The organism is Streptomyces sp. NPDC050287 (genome assembly GCF_044459385.1).
Classification (GTDB): Bacteria; Actinomycetota; Actinomycetes; order Streptomycetales; family Streptomycetaceae; genus Streptomyces.
The window spans coordinates 119,695-136,759 of sequence record NZ_JBITIY010000005.1 but is presented as its reverse complement, the minus strand read 5'-3'; the positions used below and the strand labels follow the sequence as shown (position 1 = coordinate 136,759).

Below are 17,065 nucleotides of genomic sequence, written 5' to 3'. Positions count from 1 at the left end.
CGGCACCGAAGTCGCCAAGGAGCGCGGACCTGGGCCGGTACGCCGACTCCGATCGATTCGGCCAGGGAGATCTCCACCGCGCCGCCGTCGTACGCCTCTCCCGCGAGGCGGGCGACCAGCTCGGGGTCGGCCTCGCCCTCGAAAGGGCAGCCGAACGCGGCTGCGATCGCGACGGAAAGCGGAACGGCGCCGTTGGCCTCGGCGACGATCTGGCGCCAGCGCCCGACCATCTGCCCGATGGTGGCGCCCTGGTTGCGCTGGCTGAGGGTCTCGCTCGCGACAAGAACGACGTTCACCTCGTCCATTCCGGTCTCGATGGCGCGCGTGAGTCCACGGGGGTTGAGGACCAGGCCGCTGTAACTAACACCGGGCACCCGCTCAGTTCGCGCCATGGCCTCCTCGGCGGCCGCCATCTGCGGAACTGCCTTGGAGCTGACGAAGCTCACCGACTCGACCCGGCGAAGACCCGCCGCGGTGCTGCGGCGAATCAACTCGGCCTTGTCCTCCGGTGACAGCGGCGCCTTCTCGTTCTGGAGCCCATCGCGAGGTCCGACCTCGACGATCTCGACGCGCATCCCCCGCCCCTCTCGCTGTGTCACCGACGGTTCGCGTGCGGCCATGTCTCGAACCTGTAATCGTCAAGCCGTGACGTCGATGACGACGCGACCCTGGACCTGGCCCTGCAGGATCTGCGGCGCCAGTGACGGAAGCGCCGACATCGGCTCAACCCGGGACAACGATGCGAGCACATCGGGCTTGAGGTCGCGCGCCAAACGGCTCCAAGCAGCCTTACGCTTCGCCTGGGGGGCCATCACGGAGTCGACGCCGAGCAGCGCAACCCCGCGCAAGATGTGGGGCAGCACGGTCGCGCCGACTAGGTCACTGCCACCGGCCAGCCCGCAGGCGGCAGCGGCGCCGCCGTAAACGGTCTGCGACAGCGCGTTGACGAGGGTGACACCGCCGACGGTGTCGACTACCCCGGACCAGCACTCCTTCTGCAGCGGGCGCCCGGGCTCGAGGAGCTTGTTGCGGTCCACGATCGTCCCGGCTCCCAGCTCCGTGAGGAACTCGTGCGCGGAGGGGCGCCCGGTCGAGGCCGCCACGGGCACTCCGACCGCGGTAAGGAGTGCGACCGCGACCGACCCTACGCCTCCGGCCGCGCCGGTGACGAGCACATCGCCACCGGCCAGTGCGCCCCAGGCATCCAGTGCGTCGACGCACAGGGCTGAGGTGTAGCCGGCTGTGCCGATCGCCATCGCATCAAGGGTGCTGAACGGCTCGGGGATCTCGACGAGCCACTCGCTCTTGACCCGCTGATAGCGGGTGTAGCCACCGGACTCGGTCTCCGACATGCCCCAGCCGTTGACGACGACCTTGGCGCCGACCCTCCACTGGGCATTTGTGGTCTCCACGATGGTGCCGGCCAGGTCGGCGCCGGCGATCAGGGGCGTGCGCCGCGCAATCTTCTGGGCGCCGGAGACGTTGAGGCCGTCCTTGAAGTTGAGCGAGGAGTACTCGACCTCGATCAGGGTGTCGTATTCGGGCAGGTCGGCGAGGCTGAGCCGGCGGAAGTCGCACACCCGCTTCCCGTCGGTCTCGTCGACGACCAGTGCGGTGAAGGGTTCGTTCATTGCGGCGCCTTTCAGCGAAGTCGGGTGGGGGAGGGAGGACTGAGGTCGAGCAGGCCGCGCTTGGCGACGAACTCGAGGGTCAGCTCGGTTGTCTGCTTGAGCAGTTCGGGGGTGCCCGCGTAGTAGTGGTCGGCTCCCTTGACGACCTTGTACTCCTTGTCGGTGCTGGCGACCGCCTCGAAGACCTCATGGACATGGGCCGCCGGGGCGCAGTCGTCGGCGCTGTTCTCGATGGTGAGGAACGGCACCGTGACGTCCTCGGCACACACCTCGGCCCTGGCGCGGGTGTCGTCGATGGACCACTGCGACAGCCACGAGCGCAGCGTGCAGAACCGCGCGACGCCGACCGGTCCGGTGTTGACCGTCTCGGGGTCACCGGAGTAACACCACTCCGGCCGACGGTCGTTGGGCTCCAGGGTCGGGTCGAGCCAGCGCGGGTCGGCCTCGGTCCGGTGGACGACGAAGGCACCCTCGATCTCCTTGCCACCGCGGTTCTCGAGCATCTCGAGGCGCTCACGCACGGTCGCCGTGATACGGCGCATCCGGGACAGCTGGGCGGCACGGTACTCCGCGACGAAGTCTGCGCTGTAGGGCCGACTGGCCAGGTTCTCGGGCCGGTAGAGGTCCAGATGCGGGTCGCGGTCCTCGGGGTTGAGCTCATCGCGCACCGAGGCGTCGAGGGACTCCAGCAGCACCCGCGCCCGGGAGGCGTGCGCGGCCTGGAAGACCACAGCATCGGCGGGTATGAGCCCGGCACCGACGACATCGACCGGGTCGCCGTACGGCGTATCCACGATCGTGGGATTCTCGGCCTGCGACTGGTAGAGCATCGACAAGGAGCCACCACCGCTCCACCCGACGAGCACCACCTTCTCGTAGCCGAGCTGTTCCTTGGCGTAGCGGATCCAGGCGCCGAAGTCGAGCAGCGTCTTCTCGAAGATCAGGGCCGCGTCGTTCTTGAAATATCGGGTGCGTCCGCACAGCACGTGCACACCGGACTCGGCCAGGCTCCGCGGCACGGGCAGCGCGTCCATCGGGGTGACCGGATGCATGAAGAAGAAGACGGTCTTCGAGGTGCCGGTGCGCGGCTTGAGCAACACGCCCTCGACATGGACCATGCCCTGGCTGCCGGCGTAGCCGTACACCTCGTTGAAGGAGCGATGCTCGGGGTAGTCGAGAGCGATGTACTGGTACTGCAAGTCCCCTTGGAGAACGTCGAGGATCACTGGTCTTCCTTCATGCTCGTCGGAGTCGGCAGCCAGCTCCCGGTGAACTGGGAGTCGCGGGCCGCCTTGAGTCCGGTCACGCCCTCCGTGGCCAGAATGTCGGCGAAGCGCCGGCCATCAGGAGCTTCGGCGTAGCGGGCGTTCGAGACGGTCACCACGTCGCGGGTACGCCCGGCCGCGCGGCCGTCGGTACGCCCCATGGCATCCGCGGTGGCGTTGACCGCGGCCTTGTTGAGGATCGCCGCTTCCCGGGGCGTCGCCGCGATCCGTGCGGCGAGGTCACCCGCCCGGACCGACAGCGCGTCGGGTGCGACCACGGCCAGGACGAGCCCGATCCGTTCGGCCACGGAGGCGTCGATCAGCTCTCCGGTGAGGATCAGGAACTTCGCCCACGCCGGCCCGATCAGCGGCACCAGCTCAGTGGCGCCCGGGTGGCCGATACGGCCCTCCACGAGACCGAAGCGGGCGTCCTCGGCCGCGACGACGAGGTCGAACTGGGCAAGCAAGCCCAGGCCCGCCCCCAGGCACAGGCCGTGCACGGCCGCGACGATCGGCCTGCGGACGGCTCGGATGCCGGCGTGGAACCGGTCGACCTCCGCAACCATCTCCGTGACGTCGTACGGTCTGTCGGTCGGCGGCGCCCCGGTCAGGTCACCGCCGGCACAGAACGCCCGGCCCTCCGCGCTCACGAGGATCGCCCCGACGGACGCGTCGGCGTCGGCACGCTGCAGGGCGGCAAGGATCTCGGCCCGGCTGCCGTCCGGGCCGAAGCCCAGGACGTTGAGCTTGTCGGGCCGGTTGAGGCGGACGTGCGCGACCCCGTCCTCGACGTGATACGCGACATGGGCGTAGCCGGAGTCGCTCTCAGAGCTGGCCAGGGCGCTCACCGCCCGCCTTCCCTCTTGATCTTCGCGGCGTCGTCCTTGCCATAGCCCAGCTCGACGAGGACGTCCACGGTGTGCTCGCCCAGCTGCGGCGCGTGCCGGCGGAGGCCCGGAGGCGTCTTGGACCAGCCGACCGGACCGCGCACCGTGCGCAGCGGGCCCTCCGTGGGGTGCTCCGTGGTCTGGAAGAAGCCGACCGCGTTCAGGTGCGGGTCGTCGAAAATCGATTCCAGGGTGTGCAGCGGCGTGGCCGGGATATCGGCCTTCTCGAACACCCCCAGCCACTCAGCGGTGGTCCTCGCGGCCAGCTGTTCGCGCACGAAGGCGTACGTGTGATCGGCGTGGGTGGTGCGAACGCCGAAGTCGGCGAAGTACGGGTCATCTAGAAGGTCCGGCCGCCCGACGAGCTCTCCGAAGGACCGCCAGTGGTTGTCGGTGTAGATGATCGCGCATACGTAGCCGTCAGCCGTCTGGTAGGGGCGCCGTTCGGCGGTGAGTGTGCGCGGGTATCCGGGCGGACCCATGGGCGGCTCGAAGGCCATGCCGCCCATGTGGTCGCCGAGCACGAACTGGGCCATCGACTCGAACATCGGCACTTCGATGTGCTGGGCCTCCCCGCTCCGCTCGCGGTGGAACAGGGCGGTCACGATGGCGTGCGCAGCGTACAGACCCGTACCGCGGTCGTTGAACGAAGTGGGCACATAGCCGGGCTCCGGCGAGCCCGTGCGGGCCAGCAGGGAGGGCACGGCGGTGAGGCCCTGGATGAGGTCCTCGTACGCTGGTCGGCCGGCATAGGGGCCGCCCTCGCCGAAACCGACGAGACTGACCGAGATGAGTTTGGGGTTGAGCTCGGCGAGGTCCTCGGGCCCCAGGCCGAGCCGGGCCATCGCCTGCGGGCGCACCGAATACATGAACACGTCGGCGCCGGCGAGGAGGTCGCGCATCGCCTCCATGTGCCGCTCGATCTTGAGGTCGAGCACGACACTGCGCTTGTTCCGGTTGAGCTGCAGGAATGTGCAGCCCATCTCGGGGTTCTGCATCGGCGGAATACTCCGTGTCGTGTCACCAGCCGGTGACTCGACCTTGATGACGTCAGCACCGTGGTCGCCGAGTAGCTGGCTCGCCATCGGCCCCATCACCGTGGCGCTCATGTCGACGACGCGGATACCTGCCAGTGCAGACTCCACCTGCTCCTCCAAATTCATGCCGCTCCCAGGCGGGACGTCCTCAGCCTAGGTGCGAATAGATGTCGATTGGGTGTCCGAGAGAGCGGTCCCGAAGTGGCATCCATTCGACAGGCACATCGGCCTACGGTTCCCCTTATGACAATGGCTCACGGTCACCGGACACTCGGCTCGGTGCTCAAGGAATTCGCCCACCTGCAGCCCAACGCGCCCTTCCTCGCTTACGAGCGAGGTCCCGGGCTGGTCGAGACCACCACGTGGGGGCAGATGGCCGCGCGGGCGCTTTCCTCCGCCGAGCTGCTGTCCTCGCACGGCGTGCGGGCCGGCGACAAGGTAGGCGTCCACCTGACGAATTGTCCCGAATTCTACGACGTGTGGTTCGGCGCCGCGCTCCTTGGCGCAGCCATCGTGCCCACCAATCCACTGCTCACCGCCGACGAACTGCGCTACGTGGTCGACCACGCGGGATGCGAAGTCGTCGTGACCCAGGCCGACTTGGCCGACACAACCCGCGCCGCCGGCGCCCGGACGATCATCGACGTCGAGCACGCGTGGCACGTCAGCGACACCTTCGCCGACTGGGACTCAGTCGACCTCCGTCGCACCGACGGCGGCACGCTCGCGGCCATCATGTACACCTCCGGCACTACCAGCCGCCCAAAGGGTGTCATGGTGACCCACGCGGCGTACCTGAACGCCGGAGACGTCGTCGCCGGTCACTTGCGGCTGCGTCGTTACGACCGCAACCTCATCGTCCTGCCCCTCTTCCACGGCAACGCGCAGTACTACTCGACCATGTCGGCCTTCGTCTCCGGAGCCTCTGTGGCGCTCACCCCCCGGTTCAGTGCCAGCCGATGGTCGGAGCAGGCGCTGGCCACCGGAGCGACGGTCGCCAGCCTTTTCGCCGCTCCGATCCGGATGCTGCTCGCTCAGTCGGTCTCCAATGCCGACCACATGCACCAGCTGCGCGTCGTGATCTTCGCGCAGAACGTCTCCGCGGCCCAGGTCACGGAGTTCCAGAAGCGGTTCGGGGTCGATCTGCTTCAGCTCTACGGCATGACCGAGACGGTCTTCCCGCCCTTGATGAACCCGCTGCTCGGCACGCGGAACTCCCAGGCGATGGGCAGGCCAGTCGCCGGCGCACGCATTCGTCTCGTGGACGACCAGGGCAACGACGTCCCGCTCGGCACTCCCGGGCAGTTGCTCGTCGGCGCCAATCCCGGATTCGACGTGATGACCGGCTACCTCGCCAACCCGGAGGCCACCGCGTCGACGCTCGTCGACGGATGGCTGCACACCGGAGACGTGGCCGCCACGGACTCCGACGGGTTCGTCATCTTCGTGGACCGGGCGAAGGACATGATCAAGCGGGCCGGCGAGAACGTCGCCTGCAGCGAGGTCGAGGCGGTGATCGGTCAGCACCCCGCCGTCTTCGAGTCCGCCGCTGTCGGCGTTCCCGACGAGATGCGCGACGAGGCGCTGGTCGCGTTCGTCGTGCTCTGCAAGGGCGCAGAGGCGACCCCGGACGAGATCCTCGACTTCTGCCGCGAGCGGCTCGCGAAGTTCAAGGTCCCCGACAGCGTCAAACTGGTCCGCGAACTGCCGCGCACGCCCGTCGGCAAGATCCAGAAGCACCGGCTGAAGGGGAGCCTGCCGGCCTGACGGGCCGCACGGCTGAGGCAAGCAGAAGAGGGGCCCGCGGTGGCCCCTCTTCATTGGGCTTCTTCAGCGTTGCCGCTCCAGAGTGAGGATGGCCTTGGCGATTGACGTCATCCGGTTGGGGCTGCATCGGGATCTTCGGAAGATCCGCCAGGACTTCAATCGTGCGATGCCGCGTTCGACCGGTGCCCGTGCTGCGGACAGCGCGCGGTTGAGGGTCTTCTCGGTGAGGGTGAGTTCCTGCAGGGTTTGCGCTTGATGCCTGTGGTCAGCCAGGGCCGGCACCCTGGTAGGCGAGGTCGGCCAGGATGGGGACGCCTTGGCGCTCGCAGATGCGGATGATGCGGTGGGTACGGGCAGCGGTCAGGTCGTGAGCCCGGCCCGGCAACGCGGGCGAGAGCCACAACAATTGGCCGTCCGGATCGGTGACCACCTGCACGTTCACCCCGTGCTGGCGGTGCTTGATGCCCCCTATGTTCGTCAAGCTGCGGCCATCAGAGTCGCTGAAGGATCAGACCGCTGGTGGCGCGTGATCATGTCGGCACGGATCAGTTGTATACCTAGCGGGCTACGTAGCGTTTGAGGCAGCGCATGACCTCACGTTTTCCCTTGCCTTCGGCGGTGCGTCGCTCAAGGTAGAGGCGGGTACGCTCGTCTTGTCTCATGCGCGTGACCACGATGCGGTGCAGTGCGGCGTTGGCCTGCCTGTCTCCGCCGCGATTGAGCCGACGGCGTTGTGCTTTTCCCTGAGGACTTCTCGACGGGACTGACACCGCACAGGGCGGCGAAGGATGCCTCGCTGCCCAGCCGTTCCGGATTGTCGCCTGCAGTGATCAGCAGGGCCGCCGCGCTGTCGGGTCCCATCCCGAGCTGCTCCAACAGGCTGGGCGCGGTAGCCCTGATCGCTATGGTCATCCGCCTTTCGAGCTCGGTGGCTTCGTGTCGAAGCTGCACGACGCACTGTGCCAGCAGCCGCAGCGTGAAGACCGCCGTGTCGGCTGCCGGGTTGCCCTCGCGGGTGTCGGCCAGTTCTGCGCACCGGCGGAGCAGCCGCGAATTCGAGAGCGGCTCCAGCTCCTCGCGCAGGGCGGACAGAGCGTTGACCAGCACGGACTTGAGCTGGTTGAGCGCTTGAGTGCGGGCTTTGACCGCGGAGTTCTTCGCCAGCCGGAGCATCCGCAAGGCTTCCACTTGCCCGTCGCCGCTCTTCGGTAGCGCCCGTGCGATGCCGGACAGCGCGGCCCGGGCGGCAGCCTCGGCATCGACGGCGTCGGTCTTGCCGCGGCGGCGCCGGGTGGATCGGTCGGGCTGGTTCACCTCCACCACCGCAACCTGCTGGGCCGCGAGGTAGCGGGCCAGGCCCGCACCGTGGGAGCCAGTGCACTCCACCCCGGCCCGCAGCACCGTCCCGCACTGGCGTGCCCAGTCGAGGAGCTGGCGGTAGCCGGCCCGGTGGCCGGGAACTCCCCGCTGCTCAGCAGCCTGCGAAGGTGGTCAAGGCCGGCCGCGACGTGTACGTCTTTGTGGGTGTCGACGCCGAGCACCACCACGCGCGGCTCGGCCGCGGCCTCGACAGCATGAACAGCAGGAAAGGCAGCAGACTTGCCGAGGGTGGCCACCGTGCTCCTGTTCGACGACTTACCGAAAGTCAGCGCCGGTCGGTGGAGCGGTCAGAACTGTGACGGTGCCTTCGAGGCCATGGCCCCTATCGGGACACGCTCCGCCCGGCCCGGTGCCGGTGCGTGTCACTCCGGCCGGGCTGACAGATCAAACACAAGGCACAAGCGGCCAGTGAGAGTACGAGTCAAGCCGTGGCCGGAACGACACACCGCCATCCTCACAGTGGGAGTAGTCGGCCCGTCCGTCGCCGGCTCGGTCGCACTCGGCGAGCGTGCCGTCCAGCAGGACGAAGTCCGCATCGGCCTCGCGCATGACCTTCAGCAGACCCGGCGCGCGTTCGGCGAGCAGGTGGACGATCGTGCTGGTGTAGGCGTGGGCGGTGGACTCGCTGATCCCGAACCCGGCAGGGATCTTCGCCAGGGTGGTGTGCGCGCAGGTACACCAGTGCCACCATCGCGCGCTGGGACGGGCGGAGCTTGCAGCGCCGGTCACCCTCACGGGTGACGATGAGCATCGTCACCCACTCCACAAGGGCATGGGGCAGGTCGAGTGCGGCAGGATTGACCAACGAGGCCCCCGAGCAGCGTGGTTGAGACGTCAGACATCTCGATCAACAGCCCGGGGGCCTCGCTCGTTGCGCTTCGTGGACCGTCACCTGATCGGAGGCCAAGCCGAAGAAGCTCATTCGGCGGATCTCAGGCCGGGGTGTTGCCGTGCGATTCGTTCCGGTAGACCTGAATGAACTTCATCACCGCCTCGGCGACGTCCTCGTTCCGCTCCGCCGCCTTGTGCTTGACCTCGATCCAGGCCTTCAGCTCCCGCTGGGCCACGGCAGCGTTGTCGTTCCACTTGGGGTCGAGGGGCGTGGTGATCTCCAGGCGCAGGTCGTTGACCGGGTCACGGAAGTAGACGCTGTAGACGATCCCGTGGTCGATCGGTCCGACCGTGGAGATGCCGTTGGCGTTCAGCCACTCCTTCCAGGCTTCGACGCGCTCCTTGCTGTCGACCTGCAGCGCCAGATGGTCGAAGATGTCGTACGCGGGGTGGCCCTTGGGGTTGGCCTTGGGCAAGCCCGGCGCCTCGAAGAAGGCGATCGTCGAGCCGTCGCCTTGGCGGAAGAAGATGTGGAAGTAGGGGAAGTCATCGCCGGTGCTGGGCACCTTGTCGCCGATCACGCTGTCGACCAACGGCATTCCCATGATCTTCTCGTAGAACTCCACCGTCGCCTCGACGTCGTGGGTCACGTACGCCTGGTGGCTGAGCATGTCGGGCTGGCCCGGGTGTTGAAGGCTAGTGTCGGGCATCACATGGCCCTTTCTCCGGAGAATGTCCTTGCGACTCCACACTCACACCCTGGACGTGTCACAAGGATGTCACTTGCCCGAGGCTTGAGCGATCCGGTTGCCACCTGCAGCAGGTCGTGAGCCAGCTGCCGGTCTGGGGCGGCCTGACCACCAGCAGCGAAAGCGGCGAGAACCAAGGAATCCCGAGTGAGCATCCGGACAGCGAGGTCCGGCGGACCATCGCGCCCTCCACGCCTCACCCGGCGACGACCCGGATCACGCGACCAAGGTGCGTCTGAGAAAAAGCACCAGTTGGGGTTCTCAATACCCAACCACTGGTCGTTCGGGGTGCCGGGGCGTCCGAAGTGCTGGGCGATGCGGGCGCCGGCCATGAACAGGGCGGTGGCTGTGGAGGCGATCTGCGGGCCGTTGTCCGAGACCGCGAGTATCACCGGTACCCGTTCGTCGTTGTCCGACACGACGCCGTGCGCGAGTTCGTCAAGCAGCGCCTCGTCGAGCAGGTGCTCCTTGCCCTCGGCGACGAGGGCGCGGGGTGAACGACCTCGGCCTGTGTGGAGGACTCCTGCGCGGAGACCACGGTCGCGAGCCACTTGCTGGACACCACGCTGATAACTGCGACCGCGCAGCGTTTGCTCGCCCCGAAGTGCATGAAGTCGTAGATCCATATCATGCCGGGAACGAGGTTGGCCCACTCCGGGAACGGCCGCTCCTCGCGGCGCCCCCGCGTGGCCTCGAAGGGTGCCTACGGTGTTCCGCGCGTGCACGCCGAGCTGCGGCGACTGGGCCGGACGGTCAACCGCAAGCGGGTGGAGCGGGTCGTGCGCGAACGCGGCATCGTCGGCGTCACGCGTAGAAGACGCCGTTCGCTGACCCGTCCCGACAAGCAGGCACGGCCGGATCTGATCGGCCGTGACTTCACCGCCGCCCGGCCCGGCACCCTCCTGGGCGGGGACATCACGTACCTGCCCACCCAGGAGGGCTGGCTGGACCTGGCCACCCGCGAGGTCATCGGCTACGCGATAGCCGACCACCACCGCGCCGAGTCGAGGGCCGCCCCGGCGACTTCATCGGCGACCGACCCGTCAGCTCCGTCATCCAACCCGCTGGTCGTCCCACAACACACCTCTCTAATCAGGAGTGTTGCTACGACTGGTTGAACCTGGTGAGTACACCTCGGCTCAATTCCGCATGGAAATACGCGCGTTGGGGCTTCGCCAGAGCACCGGACAAACAGGTTCCTGTTTCGATAACGCCGCAGCGGAGAGCTTCTGGGCCGTACTCAAGGAAGAGATCGCACGCAGATCTGGCCCGACCGAGCGACCGCCCGTGCCGAGGTGTTCGCGTTCATCGAGCCCTTCTACAACCGGCGCCGCCTACGCATACACGCTGTCTTCGGGTACCTCACACCCCACGAGACACGTCAGCGGTTCCGGAACGACCAGACGCTCGCAGCGTAGAAGAAGGGTGTCCAGGGTCGCGGGGAAACTTCACGGCCGCAAGGACTCGGACTGGATCAGCATCGTCTGCGCGAGACGATCGATGTCCCGGGCCGTTCGCCGATCCACCTCGGACGCCGCGTCGATCGCAAGCTTGGCCAGACCGAGCGCCTCGGCCGGCAACGCAGCCAGCTTGCGTGCGAACTCGTCAACATCGCGGTCGAAGGTCTCGGACGGGTACACGGCATGCACCAGTCCGATGTCCGTCGCAGCGGAGGCATCCACCAAGGCGTCCGTCATGACCAGCCACTTGGCCCAGTGGGTTCCGAGCAACCGCGTCAGCCGGCTTATCCCGCCGGAGCCTGGAATCATCGCCAGCTTTGCTACTTCCGGCAGACGGAAACTGGCTGCCTCCGACGCCAGCCGGAAGTCACACGACACCGCCATTTCGACGCCGATGCCCATGCAGGGCCCGTTGGCAGCCAGGATCACCGGCTTCTCGACCATCTCCAGCCGGTCGAACAGGTCGTGCCGAGCGTCTGCCCGGTACCTGCGCCGAAAGTCGTATCCGCTCCGCGAGGCGTCGCCGCCTGGATCCACCGTCGCGCCGACCGTCAAGATGTCGATACCGGCGGTGAAGTACCGGCCGCGGCCGCGGATGACCAGGACTCTGAGGTCTGCGCGCTGTTCGAGCTGAATGACGGCAGCGTCGAGCGCATCGAACATCGCCGGCGTGATGGCGTTCAGCTTGGCGTCACGACAGAACGTCACATTAATGATTCTTTCGGACTCCGAAACCTCGACGTCCGACAATGAGCTGTCATCCACCACTGCCTGTGCTCCTTCGTACGGGTGCCCTGCACCACTGGGGTCTCAGGTACTTCACACGTGCACGGACGGGGAGGATCGAGCTCGATCGTCCCTGGCCGGCGCTGCGACGAGCGCCGGACGCATCGCAGTTTGGCGTCCTCAGGAATCGTCTGCTCCTCCTCCAGGTCTCCCAACGAGTATGCCGTAAGTCTTACGGTACAACTATCGGGAAGGGCTGTCGCCACCCCAGAACTCCCTCGTGGGCGCACAGTTTTCTCCCGGCCTGACCGAACGGGCCCTCGTCATCAGCGAGGCCGCAGCGGCTGAGCACACGCTCGCTGCTGCTCGCATCAGGCGATACACCGAGCGCGCGTCCTTCGCGGGCTCAACGCAGGAGAGTCGACCCACGAGATTTTTCGGGATTGGGCGCGCCCGCATACCGACGCGACGAACTGGTTCGGCACTCGCGCCGTAGCCGTGGCTGACCTTATGGTCGGCGGGCCTCCTGAGCAGCGATCCACGACTGGAGAAGTGTCGGTGCCGATCGGGGGTCGAGTCCCGTCAGGTCCCGCCACCGGCCCAAGCGGTAAGTGAGCGTGTTCGCGTGCATGTTGAGCGCCTTCGCCGTGGCCGCCAAAGAGAGCGAGTTCTCCCAGTGAGCGATGACGGCATCGGCGAGGTGGGGGTGCTCGCGAGCGACCGCGACGAGGTCGGCCACGAGGGGCACGAGGCGGTCGCGGTGCGCCGCGACACACGCGAGAACCCAGTTGTCCGAGAAGTCACTGACCCGCCGCGGCGCGGTGGCAGCGTCCAACGCCAGCCGTGCGTCTTCAAGACTCGCGGCGGCGCCGTCCAGTCCCTGGCGGAGCATCCCGATGCCCCACCGGCCCTCCCGATGACTTTCCGCGTAGGCGCGAACAGCGGTCGACGATGATTCGTCGGCGAGTACGACGAGGTGAGCTCCTCGCGCGGCACAGATGATCTGGGCACCGAGTCCGGTGATGCTGCGTTGCAGCTCGAAGGACACCTCGGCGTTAGATCGTGGCGGCGCCCACACGAGCACCTGCCAGCTCGCGGTGGCCGGCATGCGCAGCGTCTCCGCGATGGCGCGGACTTCGTCGTCGACCACACCATTGGTGAGCCTCTCGACGAGGCGGTGGATCAGGGTGATTCTGTGCCCTTGGAGGCTCTGCGTCACCTCGGAGTGGGCCGCTGTGAGTGCTGACGAGAGCACGTGCAGCGAATCCATCATCCGGCTGGCGAGCCGTGGCAGCTCGGGGGCGCTCGCTTCGTCGGAAGCGCGCACGAGAGCATTCCAGACCTCGCTGTCACCGATGTGATAGGCGTCGATCAGGCTTGAGATCTGTACGTGCTGCCGCGCGCGAGCCCTCGCTAGCCGTGCGGCGGACTCAAGGTCCGCAGTTTCAGGTGGTCGGTCGTACCGCACCGCCTCGAGGCGACGGCGGAGCTGCTCGTGAACAGCCTCCCAGTGCTCGTTTTCCGCGACAACAAGGTATTCGGGCAGCTCGTGTCGGATCCGTCTAACCGCCTTGGAGACCACCGCGTCCAGGTCGTCCCGCACTCGGGAGCACAGCGCCTGCACCTCCGCCCGGGAACCGGAGTCAAAATGGGGAATCTCACCAACCTGCATGCCGAAACAATACGGGCTTCGTGGGTTCTGCCGTAGCTTCCGCCGAGTGGCGTTCTCGACAATATGGGTGAGATCCCGAAGTGCGGCAGGTTTGCCGCTGTCTCCCGCGCTGCTTGTCGGGCAGCGCCGGAGCCTGAGCAGTCAGGAACTGACATGACGGTCGCCATGCACGATCGCGCCGCGCCGGACCCGGCGGCGTACCGACTCGAAGACCGCTACGAGGTCGGGGGCGGACGCTCACTACTGACCGGCGTGCAGGCGATCGCGCGAGCCCTGATCGAGCTCCGCGCGCGCGACGCGGCTCGCGGTCGAGATGTCGCAGTCTTCGTCTCCGGGTACCAGGGCTCCCCGCTAGGCGGCCTCGACAGTCTGCTCGAGTCCATCCCGCGCCTGCGTGAGAACCACCGCATCCACCTCACCCCCGGGGTCAACGAGGAACTGGCGGCGACGTCGGTCTGGGGTACGCAGCTGCCGCTCCCCGACGACAAGAGGACGGTCGATGGGGTCGTGGGTGTCTGGTACGGGAAGGGGCCAGGCCTTGACCGCGCCTCTGACGCCATCCGTCACGCCAATATGTACGGAACTGACCCCGGCGGCGGGGTGGTGGCCTTCGTGGGTGACGACCCGTCGTCGAAGTCTTCCACGCTCCCGTACGCCAGCGACGCGACCCTGGCGGCGTTGAACATGCCGTTCTTCACCCCCCGCAACGCCGAGGAGGTCATCCTGCACACGCTCGCGGCTGTCGAGCTGTCACGGTTCTCAGGATGCTGGGTCGGAGTCAAGGTGTTGAGCGACGTCGCAGATGGCATGTGGACCGTTGCACGGGACTTCCAGTCACTGGAGTTCGAGCGACCGCTTGTCGAATGGGAGGGACGTCCTTGGACTTACGCCCAGCGACCGGTGCGCACCCCATCCGAGAGTCTTCGGGTTGAATCGGACCTCGTCGGGCCACGTTGGGCTGCGGCCGAGTCGTTCCTGGCGGCCAACGACCTGGACACCGTGCGGCCCGCAACCGCCCCCGCAGTCCTCGGCATCATGGGCAGTGGGACGGCAATCGACGCCGCCGTGCAGGCCTTCCGTGACCTTGGTGTCGACCATGAGGCGCTGTCCCGCGGGGGAATCCGCCTGATGGACGTTGCCGCACCGTACCCACTCGCCCGAGAGCGGGTCGCGGCATTCGCCGACGGCCTCGAGAAGATCCTGGTGGTCGAGGAAAAGAGTCCGGTGATCGAGCGGCAGATCAAGGATCTCCTGTACGCGCACCCTGACCGCCCGGCGATTGTCGGGAAGCGGGACGAGTCGGGAGCTGTGCTGGTTCCTGCCGACGGAGAGCTCGTCGCCGAGCGGCTGTACGGACCTGTGCGTCGCTTCGTCGGCGACAGGGTCCAGTTCACCTCGAGGCCGGCGCGTCGTGTCACCCTCGACCTTCTCAGCGTGCAGCGCACTCCCTATTTCTGCTCGGGCTGTCCGCACAACACCTCGACCGTGGTCCCTGACGGCTCCGTGGCAGGAGGCGGAATCGGCTGCCACACCCTCGCGTCGGTGTCCTCACGACAGGACTCGGCAATCACGGGATGGACCCAGATGGGTGGCGAGGGCGCCCAGTGGATCGGTCAAGCGGCATGGAGCTCGCACCGTCACATCTTCCAGAATGTCGGGGACGGTACCTTCTTCCACTCGGGCCAGCTCGCTGTACAGGCGGCCATCGCCGCCGGCGTCAACATCACGTACAAGGTTCTGTACAACTCAGCCGTCGCCATGACCGGCGCCCAGGACCCGCAGGCAGCACTACCAGTGCCGGCGCTCTCCCGGAAACTCCTCGCCGAAGGGGTAACCCGAATTGTCGTGTGTGCCGACGAGCCGGAGCGCTACCGGAGGATCCGCATGCCTCGCGGCTCGGTCGTGTGGCCGCGTGAGCGACTCGACGAGGCGCAGCGCCTCCTCCGGGACGTCGAGGGCGTAACGGTCCTGGTCTACGACCAGCAGTGCGCCGCAAACGCCCGCCGGATGCGAAAGCGAGGCAAACTCGAGCCGCGTCCGACCCGCGTCGTGATCAACCCTGAGGTCTGTGAGGGGTGCGGGGACTGCGGGGTCAAGAGCAACTGTCTCTCCGTGCAGCCCGTCGAGACCGAGCTCGGCCGCAAGACCAGCATTGAACAGACCAGCTGCAACTCCGACTACAGCTGCCTGCGCGGAGACTGTCCGAGCTTCGTCACCGTGACGGATGCGCCGACCCCCACCAAGAGGCGATCGAAGCGGACAGTTCCTACGGCGCCGAAGGTGCCGGACCTGGACGTCGAGTTGACTGACTCGAACGTTTTCATGGCTGGGATCGGTGGGACCGGGATCGTTACCGTCAGCCAGGTGATCGCCACAGCGGCGATGAGCGCGGGCTACGAGGTCAGGGGCTTGGACCAGACCGGCTTGAGCCAGAAGGCCGGACCGGTCGTGTCGCACCTCCGTCTGGTGGTGGACGCCGACGCCCCCGCGAACCGCGTCAGCGAGCAGGCGGCCGACCTCTATCTGGCCTTCGACCTGCTCGTGGCGGCCGACGCGAAGAACGCAGCGCGCACCGGAACCGAGAAGACCATGGTGATCGCCTCCACCAGTGCGACGCCTACAGGTGACATGGTCGCCGACGCGTCCATCACCTACCCAGACACCGATCTGCTGCTCGAACGCCTCCGCGGCGGCTCGAAGCGGGTCGTCGACTTCGACGCGCTGGCCCTGGCCGAGGGGCTCTTCGGTTCGATCCAGACAGCGAACCTGTTGCTGGTCGGGGCCGCGTACCAGGCAGGCAGCCTGCCGATCCCGGCCCAGGCCATCGAGGCCGCCATCACCCTCAATGGCGTGGCTGTGGACACCAACATCGCCGCGTTCCGGTGGGGACGTGCGATCGTCGCTGATCCTGGGTCGCTGCCGACTCGTGCGGAGACCGCGAAGAAAGACCCCTCGTCCCGGACCCAGGAAGCTCTCGAGGCGTCGGGGATCGAGGGCGAGACCCTTCGGATCACCACAGACCGGGCGACCCGGCTCGAGTCCTACCAGGGCACTGCCCTAGCCCGCTCGTACGTCGGCGTCGTCGCGCGGGCGTGGAGCGCCGAACGGGCGGTGGGAGTCGCCACGGCCTTCAGCGAGCAGGTCGCGCGCAACTTCTACAAGCTCGCCGCCTACAAGGACGAGTACGAAGTCGCGCGGCTCCTGACGGCGCCGGACGCGCTGGCCGCCGTTCATGCCGAGGCTGGGCCTGGGAAACTCCGGTTCAACCTGCACCCTCCGACCCTGCGCGCCCTCGGCTTGGGCAAGAAGATCCAGCTCGGTCCCTGGTTCCACCCAGTGATGCGGCTGCTCGCGACACTCAAGTTCGTCCGGGGCCACTGGTTCGACCCTTTCGGTCACACCGCTGTACGACGACTTGAGAGGAGGCTGGTGAGCGAATACGCGGCAGTGGTGCAGGAGTTGACCACGTCGCTCTCGCCGACCACCTACGAGATCTCGACCCGGATCGCGGCCCTGCCGGACACGGTGCGGGGTTATGAGGACGTCAAGGTCAAGAACGCCGAGGCCTACGAGTTCGAGCTCCGCGCACTCCGAGCCGAGCGGCAGGGGCTGGCCTCGTGACCGCGCGAGATCTCACCAGCCACGATGCGAACTCGTCCG

General features: G+C 67.3%; 12 protein-coding genes and 4 pseudogenes. 4 read left to right on the top strand and 12 right to left on the bottom strand.

What is annotated here, in order from left to right; all coding sequences use genetic code 11:
* Positions 1-83: 83 nt before the first annotated feature.
* The 5 genes and pseudogenes from ACIBK3_RS19255 to ACIBK3_RS19235 all read right to left on the bottom strand — a co-directional run.
* A pseudogene (locus ACIBK3_RS19255) lies at positions 84-575 on the bottom strand (hydroxymethylglutaryl-CoA lyase); the annotation flags it as partial.
* Positions 576-638: 63 nt separating this feature from the next.
* Positions 639-1,631, bottom strand: coding sequence for an MDR family oxidoreductase (locus ACIBK3_RS19250; protein ID WP_266531846.1), 993 nt, complete (start codon positions 1,629-1,631; stop codon positions 639-641).
* Between the two features lie 11 nt (positions 1,632-1,642).
* Positions 1,643-2,857 carry a hypothetical protein gene (locus ACIBK3_RS19245; protein ID WP_266531848.1) on the bottom strand — a complete coding sequence of 405 codons (1,215 nt, stop codon included), beginning with the start codon at positions 2,855-2,857 and terminating at the stop codon, positions 1,643-1,645.
* A complete protein-coding gene (locus ACIBK3_RS19240; protein ID WP_266531849.1) occupies positions 2,854-3,744 on the bottom strand; it encodes an enoyl-CoA hydratase/isomerase family protein in 891 nt (296 codons plus the stop codon). The genes ACIBK3_RS19245 and ACIBK3_RS19240 overlap by 4 nt, the downstream gene beginning before the upstream one ends.
* On the bottom strand, positions 3,741-4,928 hold the full coding sequence (locus tag ACIBK3_RS19235) for a CaiB/BaiF CoA-transferase family protein (RefSeq protein ID WP_266531850.1): 1,188 nt from the start codon (positions 4,926-4,928) through the stop codon (positions 3,741-3,743). Before ACIBK3_RS19235 ends, ACIBK3_RS19240 begins: the two co-directional genes overlap by 4 nt.
* A 135-nt stretch (positions 4,929-5,063) precedes the next feature.
* Between ACIBK3_RS19235 and ACIBK3_RS19230 the strand changes: the two genes are divergently transcribed.
* Positions 5,064-6,587 (top strand): AMP-binding protein, encoded by a 1,524-nt coding sequence (locus ACIBK3_RS19230; protein ID WP_269646746.1) that lies wholly within the window; start codon positions 5,064-5,066, stop codon positions 6,585-6,587.
* A 63-nt stretch (positions 6,588-6,650) separates the two neighbouring features.
* Here ACIBK3_RS19230 and ACIBK3_RS19225 read toward each other — a convergent pair.
* The 5 genes and pseudogenes from ACIBK3_RS19225 to ACIBK3_RS19205 all read right to left on the bottom strand — a co-directional run.
* A pseudogene (locus tag ACIBK3_RS19225) lies at positions 6,651-7,047 on the bottom strand (transposase family protein); the annotation flags it as partial.
* Between the two features lie 167 nt (positions 7,048-7,214).
* Positions 7,215-7,448 carry a transposase gene (locus ACIBK3_RS19220; RefSeq protein ID WP_323179431.1) on the bottom strand — a complete coding sequence of 78 codons (234 nt, stop codon included), beginning with the start codon at positions 7,446-7,448 and terminating at the stop codon, positions 7,215-7,217.
* Between the two features lie 297 nt (positions 7,449-7,745).
* Positions 7,746-7,994, bottom strand: a pseudogene (locus tag ACIBK3_RS19215) (transposase); the annotation flags it as partial.
* Between the two features lie 432 nt (positions 7,995-8,426).
* Positions 8,427-8,718: pseudogene (locus ACIBK3_RS19210) on the bottom strand (transposase family protein); the annotation flags it as partial.
* A gap of 181 nt (positions 8,719-8,899) precedes the next feature.
* Positions 8,900-9,508 carry a VOC family protein gene (locus ACIBK3_RS19205; RefSeq protein WP_266586785.1) on the bottom strand — a complete coding sequence of 203 codons (609 nt, stop codon included), beginning with the start codon at positions 9,506-9,508 and terminating at the stop codon, positions 8,900-8,902.
* A gap of 344 nt (positions 9,509-9,852) precedes the next feature.
* Here ACIBK3_RS19205 and ACIBK3_RS19200 point away from each other — a divergent pair, with 344 nt between their 5' ends.
* Positions 9,853-10,044, top strand: coding sequence for a hypothetical protein (locus ACIBK3_RS19200; protein ID WP_266586779.1), 192 nt, complete (start codon positions 9,853-9,855; stop codon positions 10,042-10,044).
* A gap of 132 nt (positions 10,045-10,176) precedes the next feature.
* The gene (locus tag ACIBK3_RS19195; RefSeq protein ID WP_269646747.1) at positions 10,177-10,665 is read left to right on the top strand and encodes an IS3 family transposase; all 489 of its coding nucleotides are present in this window, start codon (positions 10,177-10,179) and stop codon (positions 10,663-10,665) included.
* Positions 10,666-10,995: 330 nt separating this feature from the next.
* Here ACIBK3_RS19195 and ACIBK3_RS19190 read toward each other — a convergent pair whose 3' ends face one another.
* Both ACIBK3_RS19190 and ACIBK3_RS19185 read right to left on the bottom strand, forming a co-directional pair.
* Complete coding sequence (locus tag ACIBK3_RS19190; RefSeq protein WP_266586769.1) at positions 10,996-11,775, bottom strand: enoyl-CoA hydratase/isomerase family protein; 780 nt, start codon at positions 11,773-11,775, stop codon at positions 10,996-10,998.
* A gap of 466 nt (positions 11,776-12,241) precedes the next feature.
* Complete coding sequence (locus ACIBK3_RS19185; RefSeq protein ID WP_266531586.1) at positions 12,242-13,405, bottom strand: CdaR family transcriptional regulator; 1,164 nt, start codon at positions 13,403-13,405, stop codon at positions 12,242-12,244.
* A gap of 63 nt (positions 13,406-13,468) precedes the next feature.
* Between ACIBK3_RS19185 and ACIBK3_RS19180 the strand changes: the two genes are divergently transcribed.
* Positions 13,469-17,026, top strand: coding sequence for an indolepyruvate ferredoxin oxidoreductase family protein (locus tag ACIBK3_RS19180; protein WP_399366910.1), 3,558 nt, complete (start codon positions 13,469-13,471; stop codon positions 17,024-17,026).
* Positions 17,027-17,065 lie beyond the last annotated feature (39 nt).

Bases quoted from the DNA above. Each gene is read 5' to 3' on its own strand.
- ACIBK3_RS19250 (WP_266531846.1), bottom strand. From the start codon at position 1,631: ATGAACGAACCCTTCACCGCACTGGTCGTCGACGAGACCGACGGGAAG.
- ACIBK3_RS19230 (WP_269646746.1), top strand. From the start codon at position 5,064: ATGACAATGGCTCACGGTCACCGGACACTCGGCTCGGTGCTCAAGGAA.
- ACIBK3_RS19220 (WP_323179431.1), bottom strand. From the start codon at position 7,448: ATGGGACCCGACAGCGCGGCGGCCCTGCTGATCACTGCAGGCGACAAT.
- ACIBK3_RS19205 (WP_266586785.1), bottom strand. From the start codon at position 9,508: ATGCCCGACACTAGCCTTCAACACCCGGGCCAGCCCGACATGCTCAGC.
- ACIBK3_RS19195 (WP_269646747.1), top strand. From the start codon at position 10,177: ATGCCGGGAACGAGGTTGGCCCACTCCGGGAACGGCCGCTCCTCGCGG.
- ACIBK3_RS19185 (WP_266531586.1), bottom strand. From the start codon at position 13,405: ATGCAGGTTGGTGAGATTCCCCATTTTGACTCCGGTTCCCGGGCGGAG.
- ACIBK3_RS19180 (WP_399366910.1), top strand. From the start codon at position 13,469: ATGGGTGAGATCCCGAAGTGCGGCAGGTTTGCCGCTGTCTCCCGCGCT.